We start from the raw sequence: 23,503 nt of genomic DNA on the forward strand, positions 1-23,503 counted from the left end.
TCCCTTCCTTTCCATGTTCCGGTTTTGCTTCCAGATTTCTGTGAAGTATGGTTATTCTGTGGAAACAGGAAAGGAATTATTCATTCAGCTCCGGCCGGAGCGCTGCTTATCCTCATACATCCGGTGGTCGGCCAGGATGCGGATGGCACGCACATCATCGCTGTCGCAGGGGTAGACCGCACAGCCGCAGCTGGTGCCAACCTGCACCTCTGCATCCTTCAGGCGGTAAGGCTCCCGGATGACTGCCTTGATCTTTTCCACCCGGCTCTTGCAGAACCCCTCCGTTATGGCTCCGTTGACGATGAGGGCGAACTCATCCCCGCCGATGCGGAACACCGCATCGCTCTCCCGCACGCAGCCCCGCAGGCGGCTGGCCACCTCCTTGAGCAGCTGGTCGCCCACATCGTGGCCGTAACGGTCGTTCACAGGCTTGAAACGGTCAAGGTCGAGGTAGAACAGGACAAACGGTGTCCTGTTCAGCTCGTTTTCTTTCAACAATGCGTCAAAATAGCGTTCATTATACAGTCCGGTCAGGCCGTCGGTGTTGGCCAGGTCCTCCATCTGCTGGCGGGCCTCCTCTTCCTGCCGGAGGGCGCGCTCCTTTTCCTCCACGCGCAGGCGGGCATCGATGCGGACACCGTGCACCAGCACGATGCCTGCGCAGAAGAACAGCCCAGCCAGCAGCAGGATGGTGGCGTTCTGGATCTTCCGCATTCCACTGTCCACCACGTCACGGCCGACGATGCCCACAATGGACAGATCCTGAAAGCCCACAGGCTGGTAGACCAGATAATAGTTCTTGCCCTCAAGCCAGCAGGAAAGGCTGCCGCTGCGGCCCTCTGCCACGTCCTGCCGGGCCCGGGTCAGTGTGCCCGCATCCACCTGCGCATACTTCTGCAGGTAGTCGAACAGGTTGTCCATCCAGTCCTCGATCTCGCTCTTGGGCTCCTCCGAGAGCATCACATCGCCATCGGGATGGATGATGTAGCAGTCGCTCTGGCCGCCGTAAGCACTGCCGCCGATCAATTCCTCTATGGTCTTATTCCGATAGCTCACGGCAAGGCTGGTGTAGGTGGTGCCGTCGATCTCCACCGGCGCAATGGGCGCAGAGTATACCACCCGGCGCTCCCCGCTCCGCATGATGTAGCTGGACACCGTAGGCTTGCCGGTGCGGTACATCTCCTCAAAGGCCGTCCAGAGGTGATCCACTTTTTCATGCTTGCCCCGGATGCTCCAATATTCGCAGTTTTCATTGAACAGATACACGCTGCTGTACCGCCAGATCTCCCGCTCGGCCTCATAGCTGCGCAGGCGTTCCTCCGCCAGGCCCTCCTCATTGGCAGCCTGCAGGCTCTTGCCCCACTCGTTCAGCATGTTCCAGTTGCTCCGGCTGAAGATGGTAAACGCCTTATCCACCTGCTCATAGGTCTCCAGCAGGTTGCGGGTGCCTTCGTCATAGAACTGCTGCCGGATGTACAGGATGTACCAGCACAGACCTGTCACCACGACCATCGCCAGCAGCAGCGCAGCTGCCGTCCATCTTTCTTTTTTCTTCCACATATTCAGCTTCTCCTCAGCAGAGTCCCAACTCTCTGCCCTTTTCCGGCTGCATTTCCACAGCCTGCGAAACCACGCAATTCCGTCGAATCAACACTACCAAATTCTGCTTTTTCTGTCAAGGCTTTCGCCAAAGATTATTCGCTGCAAATTTGGGGCATTCTTCTATCCTTTTGCTGCTGTGTATGTTATAATAAAATGTATGGATTTCTGAGGGGGTGCTCTTATGCAGCAGATCGTGATATTGGGCGGCGGTGCAGCGGGCCTTGCCGCCGCATTGGCCGCCGCCCAGTCTGCCCCGGCAGGGGCAGTGCGGGTGACGGTGCTGGACCGCAACCCCAGGTGCGGCAAAAAGCTGTTGGCCACCGGCAACGGCCGCTGCAATTTGGACAACACCGGCATTGCACCGGAGCAGTATTTCACCGCTGACCCCGCCGCCCTGCGGCACCTGCTGGCCGCGGTGGATGCCGCCGCACCGCTGGAATGGTTCGCGGCGCTGGGCCTGTACACCCGCACCGATGAGGCCGGGCGGGTGTACCCCTACTCCAACCAGGCCGCAGACGTGCTGGCCCTGCTGGAAGGCCACCTTGCCCGGCTGGGCGTGGAGGTGCGCACCGGCTGCACTGTGCAGACCCTGAGCCAGAACCGCAGCGGCTATACCATCCTGTGTGAGAATGCCGAGGGTCAGGACCAGACCCTGCGGGCCGATGCCGTCATCTGCGCCATGGGCGGCAATGCCGGGCCGCAGTTCGGCACCGACGGCTTCGGCACCCGATTCGCCGCCCAGTGCGGCGGAAAGCTGGAGCCGCTGTACCCCTGCCTGACCGCCCTGCAGACAGCAAAGCCCAACCGATCTCTGGCCGGCATCCGGGCCAAGGCCGCTGCCACCCTGCTGGACCTCGACCGCCACTGCACCGTGGCTGTGGAAAACGGCGAGGTGCAGTTCACGGACTACGGGCTTTCGGGCATCTGCATCATGCAGCTGTCCGGCCATCTGGCCCCGGGGCGGGGGCCAAAGCGCCCGGCTGTGGAGCTGGACCTCTTCCCCATGCTGGACGAGACTGCCCTGACCGCCCTGTTTGCGGCCCGGGTGCCCCTGCTGCCGGGCAAGGCACCTGCGGATTTCTGGACAGGTCTGCTCAATCCCAAGCTGGGCCGCGCCCTGTGGGCAGCGGCAAAGCTGCCTGAAAAACCGGTGGACACCCTGCCGGATGCCGCCTGGCAGGTGCTGGCCAACGCGGCCAAGCACTGGCTGTTCGAGGGCCTGACCCCCTGCGGCTGGAAGCAGGCCCAGACCACCGGCGGCGGCCTGAGCCTGACCGAAGTGACCCCCAGCTTCCAGTTCAAGGGCTGCCCCGGCCTTTACTTTGTGGGTGAAACGCTGGACTGCGCCGGCAGCTGCGGCGGCTTCAACCTGCACTGGGCCTTTGGCAGCGGCATCGCCGCCGGGCGTGACGCGGTGCGGAGCCTGAAGCGGCCTGCCCCGAAGCCGAATAAAAAGAAGCGATAAAGAATGACCCTCTCCATCCCGCATCTGACAGACAGACTGCAGGGACGGAGAGGGTCATTTTCGTTTCAGGTACGCTTGTGTCTCCCGGACCACCACTCCCGAAAGCCCCACCACGCCCACAAGATTGGGCAGCATCATCAGGCCGTTGAAGGTATCGGAGAGCGCCCAGGCCAGATCCAGCTTCATCACAGCACCCACCAGCACCATAGCCGCAAACACCAGTTTATATCCTGCGGCGGCACACTCCCCCAGCAAATACACCACTGCCCGGGTGCCGTAATGGCTCCACCCCAGCGTAGTGGAATAGGCGAACAACAGGACCGACACCGCGATGAACTGCGGCCCGAACGCCCCAAACACCGTGGAAAAGGCCTGCCCCACCAGTGCGGAGCCTTCCACGCCGGTCAGGGCCGCACCGGTGTCCAGATCCACAAGGCCGCTGGTGAGTACCACAAGGGCCGTGAGGGTGCAGACCACCATGGTATCTGCAAACACCTCGAACATGCCCCACATTCCCTGCTGGACAGGCTCCTCCACGTTGGCCGCGCAGTGCACCAGCACCGACGCGCCCAGTCCTGCTTCGTTGGAAAAGGCTCCCCGCTTGAATCCCCAGCTGATGGCCCGGGCCATGCCGTAACCCAGCACCCCGCCCCCGGCGGCCTGCAAGCCAAACGCCCCCCGGAAGATGGCCGCGAATGCCGCTGGGACAGCCGCCCAATGGACACAGACCACGGTCAGCGCCCCGAACAGGTAGAACAGGGCCATGAGCGGGACGATGGCCTCCGTGACTGCGGCCACCCGCTTCAGCCCGCCCAGTATGACCCGCCCGGTGAGCAGGGCCAGTACAATGCCCGTTGCCACCGGCGGCACCCGGAACACCGCCTGCAGATTGCCCGCAATGGAGTTGATCTGGCTCATATTCCCCATGCCGAAACTGGCCAGCACGCAAAAGCAGGCAAACAGCACCGCCAGTGCCCGGCCAAAGCCGCCGCCCAGCCCCTCGGCCAGATAGTACATGGGCCCGCCGCACCATCTTCCGGCGGCATCCCGGCGGCGGTAGCAGATGCCCAGCACGTTCTCGGCATAACTGGTCATCATCCCCAGCAGGGCCATGCCCCACATCCAGAACACAGCCCCCGGCCCGCCTGCCAGAATGGCTGCCGCCACACCCACGATGTTGCCGGTGCCGATGGTCGCCGCCAGCGCCGTGCAAAGGCTCTGGAACTGGCTGATGGCTTCATCGTCCGTGTGGGCGGTCACATTCCGGTCCAGGAAGATGGCCCCGATGGTGTGCCGCATCCAGTACCCGAAATACCGCAGCTGGAAAAAACCGGTGCGCACTGTCAGCAGGCAGCCGGTGCCAAACAGCAGCGCCAGCCCCACCGGCCCCCATACCACACCGCCGACCACCGCGTTCACCCGCGCCAAGCTCTCCCACATACACAAACGCCCCCTGTGCTCTACTGTATGGCACAGGGGGCGTTTTCATGCCCGGGCAGCGGTTTCTGTATAAAAAAGCGCATCCCGGCCCACCCTGTTCCAAAACGGAACGGAGGAACACGGGATGCACAAGAACGGTTGGAGGCCCTTTTGGGCGGCTTTGGGGGCGGCACTTCTGGTGCTTCTGCCGCTGGTGGGCGGCACAGTCCTGCTCACCCGGCAGATGGTGCGCACCCGCATCCAGACCGCCCAGCCCCAGAGCGGGGTGCCCATCCAGCTGCCCCGGGCCGAGCACCGGATGACCCTGCTTCTCTGCACCGCCGGGGAGCAGCCGGGCTTTTTGCTGGTCTACCTGAACGCCGCCCAGAACAGTCTGAACCTGCTGGCCGTGCCGGGGGAGCTGACGGTTCCCTTCAACGGAGAGACTGCCAGCCTTGCCCACTGCTACGGAGCGGCGGGGCCCGCCCGGTGCCGTCAGGCACTTCTGGAGGTGCTGGGCCTGCCGGAGGATATGTTTTATCTGGCGCTGTCCCCCGCCGTGCTGGAAAAGACCGCTTCCCGTTACGGGCCGGTGCGGGTGGGGTTTTCGGGGGCATTGACTGCCGATGAGCTGGCCGAAACCGGGCTTTCCGCCGCCGTGCAGAGCATTTCAGCCAAGGAGGCCCACGCTCTGCTCTCCGGCTGGGATGCGGAGGGCACCCTGCCGCCTGCCCGCCGGGCCGCTGCCCGGGCGGCAGTGTGGGAAGCCTTTTTCCGGCAGGACCTCGCCCTGCTGCCCGCCACCCTGCCGGATGCCCTGCGGGCCAGCAGCGCGGCCCTGCTCACCGACTTTGCGGCGCAGGATTACACCCTGCTGGGCACGGTCCTGGAGTTTCTGGCCAACAACAGCGCCCTCCCCCACGCCGAGGCCCTGCCCGGGGCGTGGGATGCAAAAGCGGGCACTTACACGGTCACAGACGCTTCCCAGGCGGCGGTGCAGACCTTCCTCAGCGTTTCGCCCGCCTCGGGGAATGATGCCTCGCTCAGGGAGCCATAACCCAGCACAAACGTACCGGAAAAATCCTGTTCCCCGCCGGTCAGGTCATAATCGCTCAGCAGACTCAGGGCCACGCCCTGCGCCTTTGCGGCGGCGTGAAGGGCGGCATCCGGCGGGGCATTTTTCAGCCTTGCCAACAGATGCAGGCCGGTGTGCAGGCCAGTCAGGGTCAGCTCATCCGGCGCAAAAGCAGCGCGCAGAGAGGCAGCCAGAGCATCCCGCCGGGCCTTGTAGGCCACGCGCTCCCGGGCAAGATGCCGGGTAAAGTAGCCCTCGCGGATGAAGCGGGCCAGGGTCTGCTGCTCAAACCGGCTGACGGTGCCGGAATAGATCCGGTACTTTGCCCGCCAGGCGGGCAGCAGCTGCCGGGGCAGCACCATGTAAGCGATGCGGATGCCGGGGGCCAGACTGCGAGAGCAGGTGGAAAGGTAGACCACCGGGCCGTCGGCCCCGGCCATGCCCTGCAGGCTGGGCAGGGGGCGGGTATCAAAGCGGAACTCCGAATCGTAATCGTCCTCTATGATATACCGCTGGCCCGGGCAACGGGAGGCCCAGTGGAGCAGCTCCGTGCGGCGGCCCGCCGGCATGGTCACGCCCGTGGGGAACTGGTGGCTGGGCGTGACATAGCACACCGCCGCGCCCGAGCCGGACAATGCCTCAACAGAAAGGCCGTCCGCATCCACAGGCAGGCAGCAGCACGCCACGCCGTTGTTTTCCAGCACCTGCTTCGCGCGCTGGTAGCCGGGGTTTTCCACCGCCGTTTTGCCGGGCAGGAGCGGGGCCAGCAGGCTCAGCAGATACTCCATACCGGCACCCACCACCACCTGCTCGGCGGTGCACCGCACGCCCCGGTATTCCTCCAGATAGTCCGCCAGCGCCTGCCGCAGTTCCACATCCCCCTGCGCATCGCCATGGGTCAGCAGCTGGGGCGAGGAATAGAGCAGCTCTTTCTGCAGCCGGGCCCAGGTGCGGAACGGGAACAGCCCCGGGTCCACGCCCCGGGTGGACAGATCGAACCGGACGGGCGGCTCAGCCGCTTCCGGCTGCGGAGCGGCAGATACTGGGGGCGGCACTTCCTCGGGCCGGGTGGGCAGGGCAAGATATTCCTGTACATAAAAGCCGCTGCGCTCCCGCGGCTCCATGTAGCCCTCGGTCGCCAGGATCTGATATGCCGCGTCCACCGTGTTGACAGAAACCGACAGCTCTGCCGCCAGCCGCCGCTTGCCGGGCATCCGGGTGCCCGCCGGAATGGCCCCGCTGCGCATCTCGGCGGCAAGGCTCTCATAGAGCTGCTCGTACAGCGGCACCCCGCTGGCGGCATCCAGTGCAGTTGTCAGATGAAACATAAGACCCCTCCCCTTTTTGGGTGCTTTGCCGAACTGACCCCATAAAAAAACTTTATTCTGGGTATTTTCATGGTGCCAGTTTCGCGTATAATAGGAGCATACCAACCACACACCCAAATGTCAAGTAGTTTTATGGGTAAGTGGCTTTGAAACGGGCGAACGATCCTGCAGAGCAGGATAGAGGGGGTTCGCCCCGAAAAAATTTGGAGGGAAAAATCATGTCTACAACTGCAATGTGGCTGCTGCTGGCTGTGGTGATCGTTGTCATCCTGTTCGGCAGTGTGCTGTACAAACGCACCTTTACCACCAAGGAGCTGGCCCTGACCGGCGTTATGGCCGCGCTGAGCCTGGTGGCATACCTGTTTTTCCGTGTGCCGTTCTACGGCGGCTCCTCGTTCCATCTGGGCAACACCTTCACCGCCCTGACCGCCCTGCTGCTGGACGGCGTTTCCGGCGGCCTGGCCGGCGCAATCGGTCTGGCTCTGGCCGATATCCTGGCCGGTGACCCGGGCTATGCCGTGACCACCTTTGTGCTGAAGTTCATCATCGGCATCACCTGCGGTGCCGTGGCCCACAAGGTGTTCAAGCTGCGCGATCTCGACCGCCACAGCAAGGGCTACCTGCTCAAGGTCATCGTGGCAGGCGGCTCCGGCCTGCTGCTGAACGTCATCACCGACCCGTTCCTGGGCTATTTCCGCAACATTTACATCTTTGGCCAGGAGTACACCGTGGCACAGGCCCTGTCCAAGATCGCCGGTGGTGTCACCTTTGTCAACAGCGTAGCCTCCACCATCTGCGTGGTCATCCTGTATCTGGCCCTGCGCCCGGCTCTGGAGCGCGCCGGTCTGCTGCCCAAGGGCGAAAAAAAGTAAGCCTCTCATCTCTTTCTGACGCATATATGGAAAGCCCCCGGCCTGTATCCTCAACATGATATGCTACCCCTGGAGTAGACAGAGTAAAAAGAAAACTCTGCGTACTCTGGGGGTATTTTCATGTCAGGCAAGAACAATCACGATACAGCGGAAGTAAAATATCAAAAGAATGTCCCGTGTTGGACGCTGCAAGCTCACGTCCGTGCCATGAATCGAGCGTCCTAACGCCGATTTGCACAAAAAATTCGCCGTTCCCTTGTGGAAACGGCGAACAAAAATCTTATATTATTTTTTTGTCTCCTTGACGGGGCACTTCATGGGCAGGCGATGTGGGACAGAAGCGCAGAAGATCAGCCCTCGATGAGCTCAACTGTCTTCATCTTGACGGGGGTGGTGGGCTTATCGTTCCAGTCGGTGCGGACGGAAGCGATCTTATCCACGACCTCCATTCCAGCAACGACCTTGCCGAAAGCGGCATACTGGCCGTCCAGATGGGGAGCGTCCTTGTGCATGATGAAGAACTGGCTGCCGGCGCTGTTGGGGTTCATGCTGCGGGCCATGCTGATCACGCCGCGGGTATGCTTGATGGGGTTGTTCACACCGTTTGCAGCGAACTCGCCCTTGATGTTCCAGCCCGGGCCGCCGGTGCCGTTGCCCAGCGGGCAGCCGCCCTGGATCATAAAGCCGGGGATGACACGGTGGAAGGTCAGGCCGTTATAGAAGCCCTCGCTGACCAGCTTCTTGAAATTCTCACAGGTGATGGGGGCGACTTCCTCATTCAGCTCAATGTCGATGATGCCGCCGTCTTCCATAGTAATGCGAACCATAACGCTACAATACTCCTTTTGTGTTGACCCCGCAGCGGGGGTGTGTGGGGCAGAAATGTCTGCCCGGATATCCCTTATAGTATACCATAGGTTTTGCGGGTTTCAACCACGCAGATGCAACCTTTTTGTAAATTCGTCAAAGTTCCGGGGCCGGGAGCCTGCTTATTCCATCTTCATCCGCTTTGTGATGAGTTGGCCGTTCTGTACTGTGCCGTCCGAGATATAATACTTCCACTCGGTCGATCCATCCGACATCAGGTACTCCACAGCAAACACCTGCCCAGCCTGGATTTTTACAGGGTAGTTGTCGGCTGGCAGAATCTCACGGGGTGTCGGCAGATTCTTGAAGTCCTCGTATGCGTCTTCCAACCGCCAGAACTTTCGGATCTTGTAGCCCTTTACCATCGAAATATCCTGCTCACCGAAATAGGATGCTGTGTAGGTCTTTCCGTTGACTTCCAGCGCGTCGATCCGTTCCGGTTCCTGCGTCAGATCTTTGGTATGGAGATGTTCCCCATAGTTCTCGCTCAACTGTTTTGCCATGCGAAAGTCCGAGTTCCGATACTCCGACTCCACAACATGTGTACTTCCATAGATCCCCATGATATCGGTGCGGCGTACCGCTTCCAGCTCCTGATAGCTGCGCCGGAAGTTCTCCACCATCCGATCCTCCCGGTATCGGACCGAAGACGCTTCATCCGTCGCCTTGATCTCATAGTACCGTTTGCCCTGTTCCATGTTTTCCTGCGCACGCCGGTACTCTTCGCTGTCCTTCTGCCCATTGGCTTCCAGATAGGCCAGATACCGCGGCCCGGTGCTTTCCCAGGTATGGCCCACGTCGGTGCCGTGGAACACGGTTTCCGGGTACTGCTCCTTGATCTGTTTCAGAAAATTCTTCTCGACCTCGGTGCCGCCTTCTGTGCCTCCCCAGTCCTTGAACTGCAGATCCAGCAATTCATCATCGTCGGCCTGCATCCACAGGTTCAGAAATTGTGCATCCGTATACGGGAATTCCACAAACAGATCCCGCATTCCTTTTTCGTAATACTCGCCCCAGATGGAAAGTTCCTTGTCGAGAATGCTCTGCTTGCTGTGTTCTTCTCCGTAGAGATAGATTTCGCCCTTCGGCCCGTTTTTTACATAACTCCAGAACAGCCCCACCAGCAGGGTCACAATTAGCACGATGGCCGCATATTTCCAGCGTCCGGTCTTTGTTTCCGTTTTCATTTCAATTCCTCTTTCATTTCGGTCATATCCGCCCAAAAGCGTTTGGGGCAGTGGGTCATACGGCCCTTTTCGTTGTGGCGGGCCTTGATCTCCAGCGTTTTGTAGAACTGCCGCCAGAGCTCCTGAAACTGCTGCTCCTTTTCATCAGGTGGGGGCAGGGTGAGGGGTTCGGCCAGCTCCATGAGCTGAGCCTTGTGGTTCTGGTACAGCAGCACCGCCTGATGGACAGCATCATAGATCAGGAAGTTCTCCTCCGGGAAGCGGGCACAGAAATGCCCGCGCAGGAGGGGTAGGATATAGTTTTTGGGGTGGATGACTGCACCCAGCATCCCATCGTGCTCCTGAAAACGGACAAAGCCCTGAAACTTGTCCACTTCCCAGTCCAGGCTCTGCTTCATCTGGTAGAGCGGAGCCACCTCCGGGTGACCCCGCCGCTTGACGGTGCCTGGCCCCAGCGCAAAGGCCAGATGCAGAAATCGGATGATCCGCAGCTCCTTATCCTCCCAGCCCGAGAGAAAATCCCGGGTGACGAGGAATTCCGTCTCTTCGCCCAGCTTGGCGCGGAAGCTGGCAAAGACCCGCCGGGCCTTTGCGCGGTCAGTGGGGATCTCCTTCACAGGGTAGAGGGTAGCCGTCTCCCGCTCCGGAGTCCAGATCGCGAAGGGCAGCTCATGCTGGGCAAAGCTCTCAAACACACAGCAGAGAAAGCCCTCGAAGCTGCCATCATAGAGGTAGACCACGTCGGCATCGTGGAGCTTCCGGGCAGGGCTTACAGGGCTCTGGCCAGACATTGCACTGCCTCCTCCCGCACCATTTTCTGGGCTGTGCGGGGCGGCACGCCCTGCTCCACCAGCCGATCCACGGCGGGCGGGCTGAACATGCTCAGCTGCTCCACCCCGCCGCTGAATACGTTGGGGTCGATGAGCGCCCGGGTGATGCGCTCCCGCCCGGCGCTGCCGCGGCCCGGGTGCGCCCCCGCAAAGCCCCGGCAGGTGATGAAATACTGTGCCCGCTTGAGCACCACGCCCATCCGCTTGAGCTCGTCCAGCCCCAGCGCGGCCTGTTTGCGGGCGTGCCAGATGCGCCGGGCGCTCTTGGGGCCGATACCCGGCACCCGCAGCAGCATCTCAAAGGGGGCGCGGTTCACGTCCACCGGGAACAGCCCGTAATGCTGCACCGCCCAGTTGCACTTGGGGTCCAGATAGGGGTTGAAGTTGGGGTTGTCCCTGTCCAGAAGTTCCTCTGCCTTGAACTCGTAAAAGCGGAGCAGCCAGTCTGCCTGATAGAGCCGATGCTCCCGCAGCAGCGGCGGCTTGGTGTCCAGCGCGGGCAGGCGGGTGTCCTCGGTCACAGGGATGTAGGCGGAGTAAAATACCCGTTTCAGGTGATACTTATTATATAATCCTTCCGTTAATTGCAGGATGTGATAATCCGTTTCCGGGGAAGCACCCACGATCATCTGGGTGCTCTGGCCCGCCGGGGCAAATCTGGGGGCCTTGCGGTAGAGCGCCACCTCTTCCCGGTTGGCGGCCCCCTCCACCGCGATCTGCTTCATGGGCCGGAAAATGGAGTGCCGCCCTTTGTCCGGAGCCAGCAGGTTCAGGCTGCGCTCACTGGGCAGCTCAATGTTCACACTCAGGCGGTCGGCCAGAAAGCCCAGCTGTTCCAGCAGCTCCGGGCTGGTGCCGGGAATGGCCTTGGCGTGGATGTAGCCGCCGAAACGGTACTCCCCCCGCAGCAGGCGCAGAACCGCCAGCATCCGCTCGGTGGTATAGTCCGGGCTCACCAGCACGGCACTGGAAAGGAACAGACCCTCGATGTAGTTGCGGCGGTAGAATTCAATGGTCAGCTCGGCCAGCTCCCGGGGGGTGAAGGTGGCCCGGGGCACATCGTTGGACTTGCGGTTGACGCAGTAGCTGCAATCGAAGGAGCAGCAGTTGGTCATCAGCACCTTCAGCAGGCTGACACAGCGGCCATCGGCAGTAAAGGCGTGGCAGCATCCCGGGGCGTAACAGCTGCCGACCCCGCCCGCTCCTGCTGCCCTGGAAGCACCGCTGGAGGTACAGGCCACATCATATTTTGCGCTGTCCGCCAGGATCGTCAGCTTATCCATCAGGCTCTGTTCCATGGGACACCTCCAAAAAATGGGGATAAAAAAGAAAGCCATACTGGATGGCTTTTCTTTTTCAGGCGCTGGTGGGGCGTTTTTACCACTTCGCCTTGGTCTCCACCACACGGCCTGCAATGTGCAGGTGGTTGAGCTCCTCGCCCTTGATGACCATTTCCTTATAGGCCGGGTTGAAGGGCTGCAGCACCACGCAGTTGCCGCGCTGGAGGTAGCGCTTGAGGGTACCCTCGCCCTCGTCGCCGTAGATCAACACGCCCAGGTCGCCGTTTTCCAGCGTGTCCTGACGGTGCACCAGGGCAAGGTCACCATCGTGGATGCGGGGCTCCATGCTGTCGCCGCGCACAACGAGATAGAAGTAGCTGGAAGGGTCCTTGACCCGGGCATACTCCTTGCCGTAGTCTTCCTCATAGGCCAGCGCGCCGTAGCCCGCCTTGACCGTGCCGATGACAGGGATCAGGCTGTACACATAGCTGCCGAAGAAGCGCTCTTCGGTCTGGCCCTCCGCGGTGGGGTCGAACAGACCCAACAGATAGTCCGCGGTCGTGTCCAGGATCTCCGCCAGCTTTGCCACGGTGGTGGGGTCCGGGGAGCTCTTTCCGCTCTCCCATTTGCCCACGGCCTGCTGGGTCACACCCAACAGGGAAGCAAGCTCCGCCTGGCTCATGTGCTTTTGCTTTCGGCATTGCCGTAACAGCTCCGGAAACGACATTGTTCAACACTCCTCTGCTTGTACCGGGTCCGGTAAGGTTTTATCTGTATTTATTATACAACAAAAAGATGTTTCAGTAAAGAGGAAATCCCGCTTTTTCTCGAAGAAAAGTTGTCGCTCCGCACAAAAATGCGCACAACGAGCGGAAATTTTGATTTTAGGCTTGACAGCGCCGCTGAAATCTGGTAAATTAAATAGGCATTCGGTACGGCGTGTGCGGGTGCCCACGAGGAGAGATGTCCGAGTGGTTTAAGGAAGCAGTCTTGAAAACTGCCGTACGGCAACGTACCGTGGGTTCGAATCCCACTCTCTCCGCCATTTTTATTGAATAAGTGCAACACACTTTGCTCTGGAGTAGTACTCAAGAGGCCGAAGAGGCGCCCCTGCTAAGGGCGTAGGTCGTCTAAACAACGGCGCGAGGGTTCAAATCCCTCCTACTCCGCCAAGAAAAAGCTCGATGATTCTTTGAAATCACCGGGCTTTTTCCATTTTCAGAAACCAAAAGGCCGCCTCCTCGGAATTCGTTCCGTGAAAGCGGCCTTTCTATTACAAGATCAGATTCGTCACCGCAGCCAGCACGCTCAGGTGCACGGGGTAGAACCAGTAAAAAGCCTTCTTTTGCAGCGGACTGCACGCGCCCCGCTGCCCGTTGTAGAACCAGACCAGCACAAAAGCCAGCGGGGCGGTGAGCTCGAACAAAAACAGCAGCGCTCCCACGATGCACTGCCGCTTGCGGTCGCCACGGGTCAGGTACAGCGCACAGATGATGAGCACACCGCTACCGTCGTAGTCCGTACAAGCCAGAAGCGCCGCAAGCGTGCAGCCTGCCGCACACAAGAGCCCTTTCCAGCTGGCAGAGCCGTCCGGCTTTTCAAAATGCTTCAGACCTGCCATGGCCAGCACGCCCAGCGCCAGCGTCCAGTAAACATTCTGATGGTCCAGTGCAAAGGGCGTGCGGAAAAACGCAAGGTCAAAGGGCACCTCACTGATGAGGGCAAACAGGAACAGCCTCCGGACGTATTTTTTCACATCGTGGGTATGTACAAAGCCCTCCACCAGCAAAAAACAGAAGATGGGAAAAGCCAGCCGTCCGGTGAAGCGCAGGACTCTGTCCAGCTGATACAACGAAATCTGATTCCATGCGCCACCGGAAACTTCTCCCGTTTCCAGCTCCGGCAGCAAAAGGCCTGCCTCGATACAGGACGCGCCGATGTGGTCCACCAGCATGGTGATGCAGGCAATGGTTTTAAGAGCGGTGCCGCTGAAACTGCAGCGCGGGGAAAGTGCGGTCATAAAAACACCTCGGTCAGTTTGTAAAAAATCGTTATAAGAACTATAACGGAGGAAAGGTGGCATTTCCTCCGTCTGTTGCGGCAAAATCTACACAGAGCGTGCACAAATCCGCCCAAAATGCTTGACAGGACGGGCGCGGGATAGTAAAATCAAGAAGATAATTGAACTATCTCAAACCAAAGATGAAAAAGATTCACAGAGGATCGAGCGTCTCCGAACCAGATCAGACCGGAAGGAGGCATTGGGAATGACGCTGTTTTCTTATGAGATTTTCGACGCAGTTGCACGGCAGGGCAGCTTTAACAAGGCGGCTCAGCAGCTGCATCTGACCCCCTCAGCCATCAGCCACGCCATCGCCGTAATGGAGGCTGAGCTGGGCTTTACCTTATTCAATCGCGGCAAAAACGGCGTTACCATGACCAGCTACGGCGCTTCGCTGTACCCCTCCATCCGTGCGGTGCTGAACAGCGACGAGGCCCTGCAGCAGAGCATTGCCCGCCTGAACGGCCTGGAAAAGGGCAAGGTCAAGTTGGGTGCCTTCAACTCGATCTGCTCCGGGCTGCTGCCCAGCATCCTCAAGGGCTTTATGGCCCACTACCCCCAGATCGAAGTCGAGGTCTATCAGGGCACCTACGATGATGTCAAGGAGTGGCTGCGCACCGGTCAGGTGGACATTGCCTTCCTCTCCAACAACTGCCGGGAGGAGTTTGTTCTGACCGAGCTGTTCCACGAGCCGCTGCTCTGCATCACCCCCATGGACTGGCCCGAGCCGCCCAACGGCGTGATGACCCCCGCCCTGATGAACGGGCAGAACTTTGTGGTGCAGTGGGATGCCACCGACGCGGAGATGCGTCAGTTCCTCAAGAAGTATTCCCTCTCAACGGAGCGCCGCTGCCATGTCATCGACGACCAGTCGAACATTGCCATGGTCGAGGCAGGCCTGGGTATTTCCATCATGCCCCGGATGCTGCTGCGCAACTGCACGGCAGCAGTCAAGATCTACCCCATCGAGCCCGAAGAGGACCGCGTGGTGGGTCTGGCCGTCCAGCGCCCCACCGCCATGGCTCCCGCCGTGGAGCAGATGTTCCACCACATCGTGGAGTACTGCAAGGATCTGGACTGAACAACAGTGTAACATAACGGGCCGGTGTGCGCAACACCGGCCCGTTTTTTGCCGCCCGGAAAACTTTGGATTGTATCCCCGCCCGGGATACGGTATACTAAGAAAAAATCCATTCTGGTTTTTGAGGGGAAAAATTATGGATCGAAGAAGTTTTTGCAAGGTGCTGGGGTTTGCGGCCGGCAGCACTTTGCTGCCCGGGCTGATGGTCCAGGCCGCCGGGCAGAGTTCCGTGGGCCATGCAGTGCCGGATGGCCGCTACACCATCGGCATCCGCAGCGACCTGAGCGGCTGTGACCTGACCCACGCGTTCTATTATTCCGACAGCTTTTTCGCCCACCCGGCCACCCAATATGACCACCAGCTGGCGCTGGCAACGCTGGGTCTGGTCTGCGCTGCGGCCAACACCGTGGCCAGCGATGCGGAATACTGGGTCAACGGCTCTGTGGGGCGGGAAGCCCACATTGCCGCCGCCTACGAGGCCCTGGGCTTTGAGGACGCGCTGTTCTACAATTACGATCTCGACACCGGCCGGGCCGGAGACTTTGTGGGCTACTCGCTGGCCCGCAAGACCCTGACCCTGAACGGCCAGCGTACCACCCTTGTGGCGCTTGTCCTGCGGGGCGGCGGCTATGGCGGCGAGTGGGCCAGCAACTTCCACACAGGTGATACCAGCGCGCACACCGGTTTTGTCACGCCTGTGGCGGCGGTGTTTGCGTCCCTCAAGGCCTATCTGGCCCGGGCAGGGCAGGGCGGCACCTTCAAGCTCTGGCTGGGCGGCTACAGCCGCGGTTCCATCATTGCAAATCTGCTGGCGGCAAAGATCGCCCGGGAGCTGCCCCAGCTGGGGCGGGAGAACATCTATGCCTACGGCTTTGCGGTGCCTGCGGCCCTGACTGCCGCCGACCGGCCTGACCTGCAGCAGGATTTCGATGCCAATCACGCCCCGGACGGAACCCTGCTGGAAAACTGGCCCGAGAGCAACATCTTCAGCATCATTTCCAGCGGCGACGCGGTGGCCCGGGTGCTGCCCGCTGCCTGGGGCTACCACCGCAACGGCTGCGACCGCTTTCTGCCCGCCACCCGGAATGCCGAAGAGCTGGCCGACCTGGACGCACTGGGGGCGGCATTCGGCCCCACGCCGCTGGTGATCAGCAGTCTTGCCACCGCCGAGGACACCAGTGCCCTCATCGACATCGTGGCCAAGTTCTGCGTTTCCCGGGAAAATTTCCACCAGAAATACGAAGCCGCCATCATGGACATGATCCAGTGTGCCTTTATCCGCTCCGAAAAAGAGGTGGTCGATGGCTACATCCTCAGCGACGGTGAGATCGTGGAGCGGCTGCAGAGCCTTTCCCACATGAAAGAGATCGATTACTGGCAGATCGTGGGCAGCGTCTGGGCCGCCTCCACCATGAGCCGCCCCATCCTTGAGCGGTACGGCCAGAACGTGCCCCTGCTGGCCCGGCAGATCCTTATCCCGGTGCTGGCGGTCGGCCTGTGCTACGGCATTGAGACCGATGTGGTGCAGATGGTGGCCCAGTACATCATCCGCCTGCTCACCGCCCGGGGCGAGCTGGACAGCGTTCTGCGCGCGGCGTTCTGCCACCACCCGGAAAACTACATTTCCCTGATGGAATACTACGCCCCCGAGGAGCACGGTATGGAGCCCTTTACCCGAAAGTGATTCACTTTTCTTCACCTTCCGCCTGAAATCTCTCCACCGGTGAAACGCCTGCGATTCGTTGAAATCCCGTTTTTTCTATGTTACACTTGATTTTATCAACTGGAAAAGAGGAAAAAAACATGGAAACTCAACACAAGCGCAGTGCGTTTTCCGGCAAACTCGGATTCGTGCTGTCCGCCGCCGGTGCGTCGGTCGGGTTGGGAAACATCTGGCGCTTCCCGTATCTGGCCGCAAAATACGGCGGCGGCATTTTTCTGCTCATCTACATCCTGCTGGCTGTCACCTTTGGCTACACCATGATCATTGCCGAAACGGCGCTGGGCCGGATGACCCGCAAAAGCCCGGTGGGCGCTTACAGCCATTTTGGCAAGGGGAAGGGGCTGGCGTTCGGCGGCTGGATCAACGCCGTCATCCCCATCCTGATCGTTCCCTATTATTCGGTCATCGGCGGATGGGTCATCCACTATCTGGCCCAGTATCTCACCGGCCACGGCAGCGCGCTGGCATCGGACGGGTATTTCTCCGGCTTCATCTCCAACGGTCTGCTGGCCGAGATCGCGTTCCTGCTGTTCACCTTTATCACGCTGGGCATCATCTTTGCGGGTGTGCGCAACGGCGTGGAGCGCGTTTCCAAGGTGATGATGCCGGTGCTGGTGGTGCTCTCGGTGGTCATTGCCGTCTACTCGGTCACACGGCCCGGCGCACTGGCAGGTGTAAAGTATTTTCTGGTGCCCAACCCGGCCAACTTCTCATGGATGACCGTGGTTTCCGCCATGGGGCAGATGTTCTACTCCCTCTCCATTGCCATGGGCATCCTGGTGACCTTTGGTTCCTACATGAAAAAGAACGTGTCCATTGAGCAGTCCACGGAAAATGTGGAGATCTTCGACACCGCCATTGCCATCATGGCGGGCCTGATGATCATTCCCGCCGTGTTCGCTTTTTCGGGCGGCGACCCTGACACCCTGCAGGCGGGCCCGGCCCTGATGTTCATTACCATCCCCAAGGTCTTTGCCAGCATGGGCATGGGCACTGCCGTAGGCGTGCTCTTCTTTGTGCTGGTGCTGTTCGCAGCCCTCACCAGCTCCATTGCCCTGACCGAGAGTGCTGTTTCTACCTTTGAGGACGAGTTGGGCTGGGACCGCACCCGCTCCACCATCCTCATCGGCTGTATTATGATCACACTGGGCAGCCTTTCCGCGCTGGGCTACGGCCCCCTTGCCAGTGTGACCGTGTTCGGGATGCAGTTCCTCGATTTCTTCGACTTCCTGACCAACTCGGTGATGATGCCCATTGCGGCCATTGCCACCTGCCTGCTGGTCTCCCGAATCGTCGGCGTGGAAAAGATCGAGGAAGAGGTCACACGGGAAGGTCAGCCCTTCCGCCGCAAACCGGTGTTCAACTTTATGCTCCGGTATCTCTGCCCCATCTTCGCGGCCATCATCCTGGCCAGCTCGGTCGCCAACGCACTGGGCTGGATCGCAATGTGACCCTGTTTTCTGCACGCAAAAAGCCCCCGGCCTGTATCCTCACAGGCCGGGGGCTTTTCGATCATTCTTTTTCAAACACGAGGAAGCGGAACGCGATGTCCGTGGTCAGCTCGGGCAGGGCGGCCAGGCGGGCCGCGCCATCCCGTGGCGTTTTCCAGTAATAGGGGGTCATGGCGAACAGCGCCTCCAGCTGCCCGGCAGGCACCGTGATGCTGCCCGAGACTTCCCGCTCCCCGATGGGGCGGAAGCCCTCATAGGCCACCTCCTGCACCGGGTTCTTGTAGGGCGTGTCGTAGAGGACAGCCTTCATCTGGTAGAGGTGCTCTGCACCGGGCACAACATAGATTATCCGTCCGCCCGGGCGCAGCACGCGCCGGAACTCTTCCTGCGCAAAGGGCGAGAAGCAGTTGAGCAGCAGGTCGGCCCATCCGGTGCGGACAGGCTGGGCAAAACTGGATGCCACCGCGTATTTTGCGGCAGGCAGTGCCTTTGCGGCCAGACGCACCGCAGGCTTTGCGATATCAAAGCCCGCCAGCTGCACCGACTGGCCCGCCTGTGCAAAGGCCTGTGCAATGCAGCGGTCGTACCAGCCCTCGCCGCAGCCCGCATCCAGCAGATGGAGCGGTGCATCTGCCCCGGCGGAAGCGCCGTACGCAAGGCACAGTTCCCCCAACGCCCGGCCGAAGATGCCGTAATACCCGGCGTTCAGGAAGGCACGGCGGGCGGCGACCATCTCTTTGCTGTCACCCGGGGCCTTGGTGCGCATACTCTGCACCGGCAGCAGGTGCCAGTACCCCTCTTTCGCCCGGTCAAAGCTGTGGTTCCTGCCGCATTTCAGGGCAGTGTCCCCGGTCAGGGGTTCGCCGCAGAGCGGGCACTGCCAGGGGGCAAACGGCTCAGGTTTCATCGGTGTGATCCTCAATGGGTGCGGTGGCACCGCCGTGGGCGGTCATATACTCTTCAAAGTTGGTGAACTTCTGCTGGGGCGGGCGGCGGCTGATCAGCATTAGGCCCGGGTCCTCGTCCCGTGCGGGGGCGGCGTTCCGGCTGCGGCCGCGGGGTGCCTCGCTCTTGGCGGGGCGGGCCGGACGGCTGCTCTGCGCCGCATTGCGGCTGCCCTGCTGGCTCTGGCTGTTCTGGGCCGGGCGGGCATTGCGCGCATTCCGCTCTGCCCGCTGCTCGGTGCGCGGATCATTGCGGTCGGTGCGCTGCTCGGCACGGGCAGGCTGACCGCCGCGCTGACGCTGGCCGTTCTGGGCCGGAGCAGTCTGCTTTGCGGCAGGCTGCGCAGCCGGAGCCTTTTTGACCGGGCGCAGTGGGGTAGCCTCCGGGGCGCTCACAAAGTGGGGGTCGAATTTGGGCTGGGCGTTGCTGCCGCGGTTGGCCGGCTGCGGGGCATTGCCCTCGCGGCGAGTGCGGCTGTTATTGGAGCGGCGGTTCTCACTGCGTCCGCCGGAAGTGCGCTTCTGGTTTTCCTCCATGGATGTTCCTTCTTTCGGTTCGGTATTCTTGGGGCTGGGCTGTTTTGCAGCCGCTTTTTCCTTCTTGGGGACAGCGGGCTTTTCGGCCTTGGCTGCCTTTTCTGCTTTGGCAGGCTTCTCTGCCTTCACAGGCTTTTCCGGCTGCTCTGCTTCCGCCTTGGGCTTTTTGCCCCGCACCGGGGGCGCAGCCTTGACAGGGGCAGGCACGCCGTCCCAGGGGTGGCCGGAGACAACCGGGATCTGGCGGCGGTTCAGCTTTTCGATCCCGGCCAGATATTCCTTTTCCTCCGGGGCGCAGAAGCTGACGGCAGTGCCGTCGGCACCGGCACGGGCCGTGCGGCCAATGCGGTGGACGTAGGTCTCGGGCACCTCGGGCAGGTCGTAGTTGAACACATGGGACAGCTCGCTGATGTCAATGCCGCGGGCGGCGATATCGGTCGCCACCAGCACCCGGGTCTTGCCCGCCTTGAAATCCTCCAGCGCCGTCACACGGGCGGTCTGGCTCTTGTTGCCGTGGATGGCGGCAGCGGGGATGCCCTGCTTGTTCAGGTCTTTTGCGATCTTATCGGCCCCGTGCTTGGTGCGGCTGAACACCAGCGCGTTCACCACCTCAGGCTTCAGGTTTTTGATGAGCCAGGGCAGCAGGAACTTCTTGTTGCCCTTCTCCACAAAATACAGGCTCTGCTGGATGCGGTCCACCGTGCTGGACACCGGGTCCACCTTGACAAAGGCCGGATCATGCAGGATGCCTGCGGCCAGCTGCTCGATCTCCTTGGGCATGGTGGCGCTGAACATCAGGTTCTGGCGCTGCCTGGGCAGCTTGGCGATCACCTTTTTCACGTCGTGGACAAAGCCCATATCCAGCATCCGGTCGGCTTCGTCCAGAACAAAGATCTCAATGTTGGAGAGGTCCAGCAGCCCCTGCCCCACCAGGTCGTTCAAGCGGCCCGGGCAGGCAATGAGGATGTCCACGCCCTTTTTCAGGGCTGCGACCTGCGGAGCCTGACCCACACCGCCAAAGATGACGGTGCTGCGCAGGGTCAGATACTTGCCGTAGGCTTCAAAGCTCTCGCCGATCTGCAAAGCCAGCTCCCGGGTAGGAGTCAGGATCAGGGCGCGGATGGCACCCTTTTTGCGGGGCGCGCTGGCAGTCAGGCGGTCGAGCATGGGCAGCGCAAAGGCAGCCGTCTTGCCGGTACCCGTCTGGGCGCAGCCCATCAAGTCCCTCCCGGCCAGCACCGGCGGAATGGCCGCTGCCTGAATGGGCGAGGGGGATTCATAGCCCGCCTGTGCCACAGCACGCAGCACAGGCGCGGAAAGATTCAGTTCGTTAAATGTCATTCTTCACCTAAAATGTTTCTGCATTCCATATAATAGCGCTTTTCCTCTGCGTGCCCCATGCTGAAGGTCTTGCGGGGCAGCACACCACCCATAACGATGCCCTTGAACAGATCGCTCTTCTCAAAGGGCGGCATCAGGAAAGCCACACCCCCCTGCCTGCACAGGGCGCGGACAGCGGGCTCATCGTGGACATAATCCACCCGGGCCTCGATGTGGCGGGCCATGAAATACTCAATGAATGCGTCAATGGTGCCCACGGTCAGCGGGGCAACGGGATGTTCAAAGCTGAGCACATTGGCCACATGGGGGCCTGCCAGCGTAAAGGACTGCTGTTTTGCATCGCCGAAGCAGATGCCTGCCGCGTGGGAATCGCTCCACGCGATGAGGGCCAGCAGCACAGCACCGCAGTCCACATTGAAGAGGACGCGGTGGATGGGCTCGATCTCAATGGCCGGAGAGTGGACATTGCAGACCTCAGCCAGGCACCAGCGGGCCGGGTGGGTCAGCTGCTGCTCCGGGGTCAGGGTCTTTTTCAGCTCCTCCCAGCAGGCCTTGGCGGAAGCCAGCGAATGGTTGCCGTCGCCCACGGCCAGCGTCAGGGGCGCGCCGCCCTTTGCCTGGGGATACCGGGCATCAAAGGCCTCCTGGCTGCCCAGAGCGTTCAGGGCGCTGTCGATCTGGGCCAGCAGGGCGGGATCTTCCACTGCCCAGCCGGCAATGTGGCCGCCGTTCAGCATCAGGTCGCCCTCGTAGACCTTGCGCAGCTGCTCCTTTTTCTCGCCGATGGGCTCGATGAGGGTGCAGCCGGGGTCATCGGCCAGCATCATAATATGGGGCGTTTCCAGCCTTGCCCCCCGGCGCACCGCCATGCGGGGCGGGATGCGGCTTTCCACGGTGTGCTCACTGGGGCGGATGGCAGGCACCGCACCCTCGGCATAGCTGTATGCCTCCAGGTCGATCTTGCCCACAAGGCCCTGCCGCACCCGGCCGCTCTGCTCGGTGCGCTCCACATAAATGAAGCCGTCCACCGCGCGGGTCAGCACGTTCCGGGTATAATCGTCCATGGCCGCATGGATGGCGCTGATCCTTGCATCCACGTCATCCTCTTCCAGATAGACCTCTGGCAGGATCAGGTCCAGTGTACTGGGGCCGCCTGCGGCGGCCTGCGCAGCCTTTTCCCAATAGGAGCGGTCACTGGTGAACTGATCGCAGGCCACACAGCCCCACTGCCCCACCGGGATCTGTTCCGACGGCAGCAGGATGTGCGCCGGGGAAAAACAGGGTGTTTTGTTCATAATACTTCCCTCCCTCTCACAAAAACGCAGGGATCACTCAAAATAGCTGGCGGCATCGTCCCGGATGACCACATGCTCCACACCTGCCTCGGTCAGGGAGAGGGTCAGCTCCTCCCGGGCCGCTGCATCCAGCGTAGAGGAGGACGGGACCTTCACCAGCAGCTTCTTCACGCCCAGCTGGGCCGCAGGGGCTCCCAGCTGGCTGGAGGAGCCGGTCACCTCGGCCAGCGAATAACCGTACCAGAGCGTCACCGTATCTCCGAAGCGGGCCTGCCAGGCGGCGATATCCGCAGTCAGCTGCCCGGCACGGTCCACACCGTTGGTGGTGCCATAGTCCTGCTTGGCGCTGGTGGACGAGGGGAACTGGACATTTTCCAGCAGCACCTGATCAAACCCGGCGGCGTGCACCTCGGCGATCAGATCGCCGATATACTGCACGGTCTCCGCAGCGTAGGGGTTCAGCCAGGGGTTGCCTCCGGCGGAAGCCTTGTTGTCCAGCCAGAGGTACTCCTGCCCCTGATACCGGATGGCCAGAGCGTGGTCGGCCCGGGCACCGGCAGGGTCACGGAAGGCGGTCAGCGCAGCCACCGGCACCAGCCCCTCCTCCTTGAAGATGGATGCCACGCTCGTCAGCTCGACCTGCGTGGGGGCTGCATTGGCGGCACCCACTGCCGTCTGGGAGGCGTAATACACCTGCCCGGCGGTGTCCTTCAGGGTCAGGATGGCATAGGTCATGCCCTGTGCCTTGAGCTGCCGGGCGGCGGAGCGGATGGTTGCCTCGTCGGTCAGGGTGGTCACATCCACCTCTGCCCACAGGCCCGTCACAATATCAGTGCCCTTGACCTCGGGCTCCGGCTCCTTTTCCGGCACCGAGGAAGCTGCCGGTTCGCTGGCAGCGGTGCTCTGCGTCCCGGAGGATGCACTCTCGCTGACAACACTGGATGCGGAAAGGTCACGATCCCGCACCACGGTATACCAGGTGTGGGTGGCCCAGTCCAACACATGGGGCGCGGCCACCCAGGCCGCTGCCAGCACGGCCACCACCAGCACCGCAATGCCGATGCCCTTTTTCAGCCGCATCTCGCGGGTGTAAAAGCTGCGCCGGTAGCGCTTGACCTTCTGGCGTTTGGGATATCTTGCCATA

At 61.3% G+C, this 23,503-nt stretch carries 19 protein-coding genes and 2 tRNA genes; 8 read left to right on the plus strand and 13 right to left on the minus strand.

The window, feature by feature from the left end; genetic code table 11:
* Positions 1 to 84: 84 nt before the first annotated feature.
* Positions 85 to 1,560, minus strand: coding sequence for a sensor domain-containing diguanylate cyclase (locus tag GXM22_RS14000; RefSeq protein ID WP_005934670.1), 1,476 nt, complete (start codon positions 1,558 to 1,560; stop codon positions 85 to 87).
* A gap of 223 nt (positions 1,561 to 1,783) precedes the next feature.
* On the opposite strand from GXM22_RS14000, the gene GXM22_RS14005 reads away from it, so the two are divergent.
* Entirely contained in the window at positions 1,784 to 3,067 is a 1,284-nt protein-coding gene (locus tag GXM22_RS14005; RefSeq protein ID WP_005934672.1) for a BaiN/RdsA family NAD(P)/FAD-dependent oxidoreductase, read from the plus strand.
* A gap of 54 nt (positions 3,068 to 3,121) precedes the next feature.
* Here the strand turns inward: GXM22_RS14005 and GXM22_RS14010 are convergent, their stop codons facing one another.
* The gene (locus GXM22_RS14010) at positions 3,122 to 4,507 is read right to left on the minus strand and encodes an alanine/glycine:cation symporter family protein (protein ID WP_005934674.1); all 1,386 of its coding nucleotides are present in this window, start codon (positions 4,505 to 4,507) and stop codon (positions 3,122 to 3,124) included.
* 124 nt (positions 4,508 to 4,631) lie between these two features.
* Between GXM22_RS14010 and GXM22_RS14015 the strand changes: the two genes are divergently transcribed.
* A complete protein-coding gene (locus tag GXM22_RS14015) occupies positions 4,632 to 5,543 on the plus strand; it encodes a hypothetical protein (RefSeq protein ID WP_005934675.1) in 912 nt (303 codons plus the stop codon).
* On the opposite strand, the gene pdxR is transcribed toward GXM22_RS14015, so the two are convergent.
* Complete coding sequence (pdxR, locus tag GXM22_RS14020) at positions 5,450 to 6,889, minus strand: MocR-like pyridoxine biosynthesis transcription factor PdxR (RefSeq protein WP_005934676.1); 1,440 nt, start codon at positions 6,887 to 6,889, stop codon at positions 5,450 to 5,452. The two genes, GXM22_RS14015 and pdxR, sit on opposite strands and share 94 nt — an antisense overlap.
* Before the next feature lie 218 nt (positions 6,890 to 7,107).
* Between pdxR and GXM22_RS14025 the strand changes: the two genes are divergently transcribed.
* Positions 7,108 to 7,761, plus strand: a complete 654-nt coding sequence (locus GXM22_RS14025) for an ECF transporter S component (RefSeq protein ID WP_117533782.1) — start codon at positions 7,108 to 7,110, stop codon at positions 7,759 to 7,761.
* 350 nt (positions 7,762 to 8,111) lie between these two features.
* Here GXM22_RS14025 and GXM22_RS14030 read toward each other — a convergent pair whose 3' ends face one another.
* From GXM22_RS14030 to GXM22_RS14050, 5 genes are all read right to left on the minus strand, one after another.
* The gene (locus tag GXM22_RS14030; protein ID WP_005934679.1) at positions 8,112 to 8,588 is read right to left on the minus strand and encodes a peptidylprolyl isomerase; all 477 of its coding nucleotides are present in this window, start codon (positions 8,586 to 8,588) and stop codon (positions 8,112 to 8,114) included.
* Positions 8,589 to 8,750: 162 nt separating this feature from the next.
* Positions 8,751 to 9,815, minus strand: coding sequence for a hypothetical protein (locus GXM22_RS14035; protein ID WP_005934680.1), 1,065 nt, complete (start codon positions 9,813 to 9,815; stop codon positions 8,751 to 8,753).
* Entirely contained in the window at positions 9,812 to 10,606 is a 795-nt protein-coding gene (locus tag GXM22_RS14040; RefSeq protein WP_005934681.1) for a TIGR03915 family putative DNA repair protein, read from the minus strand. Before GXM22_RS14040 ends, GXM22_RS14035 begins: the two co-directional genes overlap by 4 nt.
* On the minus strand, positions 10,585 to 11,943 hold the full coding sequence (locus GXM22_RS14045; protein WP_035394627.1) for a putative DNA modification/repair radical SAM protein: 1,359 nt from the start codon (positions 11,941 to 11,943) through the stop codon (positions 10,585 to 10,587). Before GXM22_RS14045 ends, GXM22_RS14040 begins: the two co-directional genes overlap by 22 nt.
* 79 nt (positions 11,944 to 12,022) lie before the next feature.
* Positions 12,023 to 12,652, minus strand: coding sequence for a LexA family protein (locus GXM22_RS14050; RefSeq protein ID WP_005934683.1), 630 nt, complete (start codon positions 12,650 to 12,652; stop codon positions 12,023 to 12,025).
* Positions 12,653 to 12,882: 230 nt separating this feature from the next.
* Here GXM22_RS14050 and GXM22_RS14055 point away from each other — a divergent pair.
* Positions 12,883 to 12,970 (plus strand) — tRNA-Ser (locus GXM22_RS14055).
* 33 nt (positions 12,971 to 13,003) lie between these two features.
* Positions 13,004 to 13,097 (plus strand) — tRNA-Ser (locus GXM22_RS14060).
* 101 nt (positions 13,098 to 13,198) lie between these two features.
* On the opposite strand, the gene GXM22_RS14065 is transcribed toward GXM22_RS14060, so the two are convergent.
* Positions 13,199 to 13,945, minus strand: coding sequence for a TraX family protein (locus GXM22_RS14065; protein ID WP_099357275.1), 747 nt, complete (start codon positions 13,943 to 13,945; stop codon positions 13,199 to 13,201).
* A gap of 247 nt (positions 13,946 to 14,192) precedes the next feature.
* On the opposite strand from GXM22_RS14065, the gene GXM22_RS14070 reads away from it, so the two are divergent.
* The 3 genes from GXM22_RS14070 (at position 14,193) to GXM22_RS14080 (ending at position 18,242) form a co-directional block, all read left to right on the plus strand.
* Positions 14,193 to 15,068, plus strand: coding sequence for a LysR family transcriptional regulator (locus tag GXM22_RS14070; RefSeq protein ID WP_035394629.1), 876 nt, complete (start codon positions 14,193 to 14,195; stop codon positions 15,066 to 15,068).
* A gap of 136 nt (positions 15,069 to 15,204) precedes the next feature.
* Positions 15,205 to 16,752, plus strand: coding sequence for a lipase family protein (locus GXM22_RS14075; RefSeq protein WP_005934689.1), 1,548 nt, complete (start codon positions 15,205 to 15,207; stop codon positions 16,750 to 16,752).
* 119 nt (positions 16,753 to 16,871) lie between these two features.
* Positions 16,872 to 18,242, plus strand: a complete 1,371-nt coding sequence (locus GXM22_RS14080; protein WP_035394632.1) for a sodium-dependent transporter — start codon at positions 16,872 to 16,874, stop codon at positions 18,240 to 18,242.
* A 61-nt stretch (positions 18,243 to 18,303) separates the two neighbouring features.
* Here GXM22_RS14080 and GXM22_RS14085 read toward each other — a convergent pair whose 3' ends face one another.
* The 4 genes from GXM22_RS14085 to GXM22_RS14100 are packed head-to-tail and all read right to left on the minus strand — an operon-like array spanning position 18,304 to position 23,502.
* Positions 18,304 to 19,149 (minus strand): putative RNA methyltransferase, encoded by an 846-nt coding sequence (locus tag GXM22_RS14085; RefSeq protein WP_005934691.1) that lies wholly within the window; start codon positions 19,147 to 19,149, stop codon positions 18,304 to 18,306.
* Positions 19,139 to 21,064: a DEAD/DEAH box helicase gene (locus GXM22_RS14090; RefSeq protein WP_005934692.1), complete on the minus strand. Its 1,926-nt coding sequence runs from the start codon at positions 21,062 to 21,064 to the stop codon at positions 19,139 to 19,141. The genes GXM22_RS14085 and GXM22_RS14090 overlap by 11 nt, the downstream gene beginning before the upstream one ends.
* The gene (locus GXM22_RS14095; protein ID WP_005934693.1) at positions 21,061 to 22,359 is read right to left on the minus strand and encodes a DUF1015 domain-containing protein; all 1,299 of its coding nucleotides are present in this window, start codon (positions 22,357 to 22,359) and stop codon (positions 21,061 to 21,063) included. The genes GXM22_RS14090 and GXM22_RS14095 overlap by 4 nt, the downstream gene beginning before the upstream one ends.
* Before the next feature lie 33 nt (positions 22,360 to 22,392).
* Positions 22,393 to 23,502 carry a putative glycoside hydrolase gene (locus GXM22_RS14100; protein WP_005934694.1) on the minus strand — a complete coding sequence of 370 codons (1,110 nt, stop codon included), beginning with the start codon at positions 23,500 to 23,502 and terminating at the stop codon, positions 22,393 to 22,395.
* Position 23,503 lies beyond the last annotated feature (1 nt).

Origin of the sequence: Faecalibacterium duncaniae (genome assembly GCF_010509575.1) — a bacterium.
Lineage (GTDB): Bacteria > Bacillota > Clostridia > Oscillospirales > Ruminococcaceae > Faecalibacterium > Faecalibacterium duncaniae.

Coding starts and splice junctions, on each gene's coding strand:
- GXM22_RS14000 (WP_005934670.1), bottom strand. CDS start 1,560: ATGTGGAAGAAAAAAGAAAGATGGACGGCAGCTGCGCTGCTGCTGGCG.
- GXM22_RS14005 (WP_005934672.1), top strand. CDS start 1,784: ATGCAGCAGATCGTGATATTGGGCGGCGGTGCAGCGGGCCTTGCCGCC.
- GXM22_RS14010 (WP_005934674.1), bottom strand. CDS start 4,507: ATGTGGGAGAGCTTGGCGCGGGTGAACGCGGTGGTCGGCGGTGTGGTA.
- GXM22_RS14015 (WP_005934675.1), top strand. CDS start 4,632: ATGCACAAGAACGGTTGGAGGCCCTTTTGGGCGGCTTTGGGGGCGGCA.
- pdxR (WP_005934676.1), bottom strand. CDS start 6,889: ATGTTTCATCTGACAACTGCACTGGATGCCGCCAGCGGGGTGCCGCTG.
- GXM22_RS14025 (WP_117533782.1), top strand. CDS start 7,108: ATGTCTACAACTGCAATGTGGCTGCTGCTGGCTGTGGTGATCGTTGTC.
- GXM22_RS14030 (WP_005934679.1), bottom strand. CDS start 8,588: ATGGTTCGCATTACTATGGAAGACGGCGGCATCATCGACATTGAGCTG.
- GXM22_RS14035 (WP_005934680.1), bottom strand. CDS start 9,815: ATGAAAACGGAAACAAAGACCGGACGCTGGAAATATGCGGCCATCGTG.
- GXM22_RS14040 (WP_005934681.1), bottom strand. CDS start 10,606: ATGTCTGGCCAGAGCCCTGTAAGCCCTGCCCGGAAGCTCCACGATGCC.
- GXM22_RS14045 (WP_035394627.1), bottom strand. CDS start 11,943: ATGGAACAGAGCCTGATGGATAAGCTGACGATCCTGGCGGACAGCGCA.
- GXM22_RS14050 (WP_005934683.1), bottom strand. CDS start 12,652: ATGTCGTTTCCGGAGCTGTTACGGCAATGCCGAAAGCAAAAGCACATG.
- GXM22_RS14065 (WP_099357275.1), bottom strand. CDS start 13,945: ATGACCGCACTTTCCCCGCGCTGCAGTTTCAGCGGCACCGCTCTTAAA.
- GXM22_RS14070 (WP_035394629.1), top strand. CDS start 14,193: ATGACGCTGTTTTCTTATGAGATTTTCGACGCAGTTGCACGGCAGGGC.
- GXM22_RS14075 (WP_005934689.1), top strand. CDS start 15,205: ATGGATCGAAGAAGTTTTTGCAAGGTGCTGGGGTTTGCGGCCGGCAGC.
- GXM22_RS14080 (WP_035394632.1), top strand. CDS start 16,872: ATGGAAACTCAACACAAGCGCAGTGCGTTTTCCGGCAAACTCGGATTC.
- GXM22_RS14085 (WP_005934691.1), bottom strand. CDS start 19,149: ATGAAACCTGAGCCGTTTGCCCCCTGGCAGTGCCCGCTCTGCGGCGAA.
- GXM22_RS14090 (WP_005934692.1), bottom strand. CDS start 21,064: ATGACATTTAACGAACTGAATCTTTCCGCGCCTGTGCTGCGTGCTGTG.
- GXM22_RS14095 (WP_005934693.1), bottom strand. CDS start 22,359: ATGAACAAAACACCCTGTTTTTCCCCGGCGCACATCCTGCTGCCGTCG.
- GXM22_RS14100 (WP_005934694.1), bottom strand. CDS start 23,502: ATGGCAAGATATCCCAAACGCCAGAAGGTCAAGCGCTACCGGCGCAGC.